Here is a 3,550-nt window from a genome sequence, read left to right as displayed (position 1 = left end):
ATACTCTTATTCAAGTGGGCTTTTATTTGTTTTATCATGGGAAATCCCTCCTTAACTATAAGTTTATCACATAAAAAAGAAACCCAAATACAGAATTGTATTTGAATTTCTTAACTTAATGACATTGACCTTAGGGCTGGTTTCTTTTACATATTAATCTTCTTTCAACTTGGCCAATTCCTGTGCAAGGAGCTTAAGGGCGACTTGTGGGTTCGCTTGTCCTTTGGTTGCTTTCATAAGGAAGCCTGTGAAGGCCTTGTCTGCGTTACGTTTGCCTGACTTGAAGTCGGCAACTGCGGCTTCGTTATCCGCAAAGACTTGGTGGATGATTGGAATCAAGATTTCTGGATCTGAGATTTGCACCATGCCTGCTTTTTCAACGTATTCACGCGCGCCACCACCGTTTTTAGCCAAGTGGACAAAGACTTTCTTGGCAATCTTAGAAGAGATCGTGCCGTCTTCGATGATGGCAATCATTTCTACTAAGTTTTCTGGTGTCAATTCGATTTGTTCTAGTGTCCTGCCTTCAGCGTTCAAGAATTGAGCGACTTCGCCTTGGAGCCAGTTAGAAACTTGTTTAGCATCACCACCGAGAGCCACAGCTTTTTCAAAGAAATCAGAAGTGACTTTGTTTGCAGTCAACTGGCTAGCATCGTAGTCTGACAAGCCAAGGTCAGATACATAACGCGCACGGCGTTCTTTTGGAAACTCTGGCAATTCAGTACGCATTTCCTCAATCCACTCGTCTGAGATTTCAAAGAGTGGTAGGTCTGGTTCTGGGAAGTAGCGGTAGTCTGCAGCCCCTTCCTTAACACGCATGAGGATGGTTGCCTTGTTGGCTTCATCATAACGGCGTGTTTCTTGGCGAATTTGACCACCTGAACGAAGGATTTCAGCCTGACGTTGGACTTCGTATTCAAGACCTTTACGAACGTTTGAGAAGGAATTGAGGTTCTTCAACTCAGTCTTGGTACCGAATTTTTCTTGACCATAAGGACGAAGGGAAATGTTGGCATCCACACGCATCGAACCTTCTTCCATCTTAACGTCAGAAATACCAGCGTACTGGATAACTTCCTTGAGGGCTGTTAGATAAGCATAGGCTTCTTCAGGAGAACGCATGTCAGCTTCAGATACAATCTCAATCAAGGGCACCCCTTGGCGGTTGAGGTCAACATAAGAGTAGCCATCTGTACCGTGGGTGTTTTTACCAGCATCTTCTTCCAAGTGAGCGCGTTCGATACCGATTTTCTTGGTTGTACCATCTTCTAGCTCGACTTCAATCCAGCCGTTATAACCGATTGGCTCGTCAAACTGAGAAATTTGGTAGGCTTTTGGATTATCAGGGTAGAAGTAGTTCTTGCGGTCAAAGTGCATCTTTTTGTGGATGTCCATATTGAGGGCAAGAGCTGCCTTGATACCGGCATCGACAACACCTTTGTTGAGAACCGGAAGTACTCCTGGGAAAGACCAGTCAATCACGTTAGTGTTGGCATTTTGGTCATTTCCGAAGTGGGCAGAAGTAGGTGAGAAGATTTTTGAATTGGTGTTGAGCTCTACGTGGACTTCAAGTCCAATGACTGTTTCAAAGTTCATTAGTTGTCACCTCCAAAAATCACGGGTTGTTGTTTGTGGTAGTCTGTTGTCGCTTCAAAAGCAGCAGCAGCTTGGTAAATGGTTTCCTCAGAGTACTTAGGACCAATCAATTGCAGACCGACAGGTAGACCTTGAGAGAATCCAGCAGGAATCGAAATCCCTGGAAGACCTGCCAAGTTGACTGGGATTGTCAAAAGATCAGCCAAGTACATGGCAACTGGGTCGTGGTTGAGCGAATCCAAGTCATAGGCAACACTAGGAGCAGTTGGTCCCAAAATCAAATCGTAATCCGCGAAGACTTTTTCGAAATCTTGGATGATGAGGGTACGGACCTGACCAGCTTTCTTGTAGTAAGCATCGTAGTAGCCTGATGAAAGGCTGAAAGTACCTAGCATGATACGGCGTTTCACCTCTTCACCAAAACCTTGGCTACGGCTGTTTACATAGATTTCATCAAGGTTGGTTGCATCTTCTGCGCGGTAGCCGTAACGGATACCGTCAAAACGTTGCAAGTTTGATGAAGCTTCAGATGAAGCAATGATGTAGTAAACGGCAACCCCATATTTAGAGTGAGGAAGACTGACTTCTTCGACGATGGCACCAAGTTTTTCAAAGTGTTTAGCTGCATTGATAATGGTTTCTTTAACTTCTGGGTCAATTCCTTCACCGAGGTATTCCTTAGGCAAAGCAATTTTCATACCCTTGATGTCTTGACCGATTTTTGAAGTAAAGTCGGCAATGCGGACAGGAGCAGAAGTAGAGTCTTTAGCATCTTCGCTGGCAATAGCGTTGAGCAAGAGGGCATTTTCCTTAACAGTTGGTGCAAAAGGTCCAATCTGGTCTAATGAGCTACCAAAGGCAATGAGACCGAATCGAGAAACCGTTCCGTAGGTAGGTTTGAGACCAACGATTCCGTTGAAGGCAGCAGGTTGGCGGATGGAACCACCAGTATCAGAACCAAGTGACAAGCGGACTTGCCCAGAAGCAACAGAAGCCGCAGAACCACTTGATGAACCACCAGGAACCTTGCTGTGGTCCCAAGCATTTTTAGTGGCACCGTAGTGTGAAGTTTCACCTGAACCACCCATGGCAAATTCGTCCATGTTGGTTTTTCCGACAACAATCATGCCTTTAGCTTTTGCATTGGCAACCGCAGTCGCATCAAAGATTGGCTCGTAGTTGTAGAGCATTTTTGAGGCTGCAGTTGTGAGGATACCATCTGTAGAGATATTATCCTTAACAGCAAGCGGAATTCCTGAAAGGACATTGTCAGCGTCAATTCCAGCTTCATCAATAGCCTTAGCTTGAGCAAGGGCTTGCTCCTCAGCGATAGTAACAAAAGCGTTGATAGCTGTCTCGCGAGATTTGATATCTTCAAGCGTTGCTTGGGTCAATTCAGTTGCAGAAATTTCCTTAGAGACAAGGAGATTGTGCAAGTCTTCAATAGTTTTGTTATTAAAAGTCATTAGGCATCTCCTCCATCGTCTAGGATAGCTGGTACCTTGATATAGTAGTTGTCTTTTTCAGGTACGTTTTTAAACAAGCGGTCGCGGTCTGTTCCTTCTTCGGCTACATCAGGGCGGAGTACAGTCTTGCGGTCAGCCATGGTTGTAGTAGGTGCGACACCAGTAGTGTCAACTTCGCCCAGCAATTCAACCATGTCTACAATTTTAGACAAGGTAGTCGCAAAGGCAGCAGTTTCTTCTTCAGAGAATCTTAATTTTGAAAGATTGGCAACGTGTGTTACCTCTTCTTGCGTAATTTTCATCTTGCATCCTTTCGTGAAATGATGATTTTTAGTCTGTTCTATTTTACCATATTTTCCTATAAATAAGGGATCCAAACTGAAAAGAAATAGAAATTGAAAAATCGCTTTTATGAAAGTTCTATAATGAGGTTAGCCACCCAGCCCTCCTAAAAATTAGATGGTTCAACTGGTTTATAGCTAGTACTC

Annotated in this window: 3 protein-coding genes; all 3 read right to left on the bottom strand. The window is 44.2% G+C overall.

Annotated features, from left to right (window positions below; all coding sequences use genetic code 11):
- Positions 1–153: 153 nt before the first annotated feature.
- The 3 genes from gatB to gatC are packed head-to-tail and all read right to left on the bottom strand — an operon-like array spanning position 154 to position 3,364.
- Positions 154–1,596: an Asp-tRNA(Asn)/Glu-tRNA(Gln) amidotransferase subunit GatB gene (gene gatB / locus FGQ53_RS11385; protein WP_138338866.1), complete on the bottom strand. Its 1,443-nt coding sequence runs from the start codon at positions 1,594–1,596 to the stop codon at positions 154–156.
- A complete protein-coding gene (gatA, locus tag FGQ53_RS11380) occupies positions 1,596–3,062 on the bottom strand; it encodes an Asp-tRNA(Asn)/Glu-tRNA(Gln) amidotransferase subunit GatA (protein WP_138338863.1) in 1,467 nt (488 codons plus the stop codon). Before gatA ends, gatB begins: the two co-directional genes overlap by 1 nt.
- Positions 3,062–3,364 (bottom strand): Asp-tRNA(Asn)/Glu-tRNA(Gln) amidotransferase subunit GatC, encoded by a 303-nt coding sequence (gatC, locus tag FGQ53_RS11375; protein WP_000705419.1) that lies wholly within the window; start codon positions 3,362–3,364, stop codon positions 3,062–3,064. The genes gatA and gatC overlap by 1 nt, the downstream gene beginning before the upstream one ends.
- Positions 3,365–3,550 lie beyond the last annotated feature (186 nt).

This window comes from Streptococcus mitis (genome assembly GCF_005844455.1).
Lineage (GTDB): Bacteria > Bacillota > Bacilli > Lactobacillales > Streptococcaceae > Streptococcus > Streptococcus mitis_BF.
The sequence above is the reverse complement of the archived record's forward strand: the minus strand, read 5'-3'. Positions and strand labels throughout refer to the sequence as shown.

Bases quoted from the DNA above. Each gene is read 5' to 3' on its own strand.
- gatA (WP_138338863.1), bottom strand. From the start codon at position 3,062: ATGACTTTTAATAACAAAACTATTGAAGACTTGCACAATCTCCTTGTC.
- gatC (WP_000705419.1), bottom strand. From the start codon at position 3,364: ATGAAAATTACGCAAGAAGAGGTAACACACGTTGCCAATCTTTCAAAA.
- gatB (WP_138338866.1), bottom strand. From the start codon at position 1,596: ATGAACTTTGAAACAGTCATTGGACTTGAAGTCCACGTAGAGCTCAAC.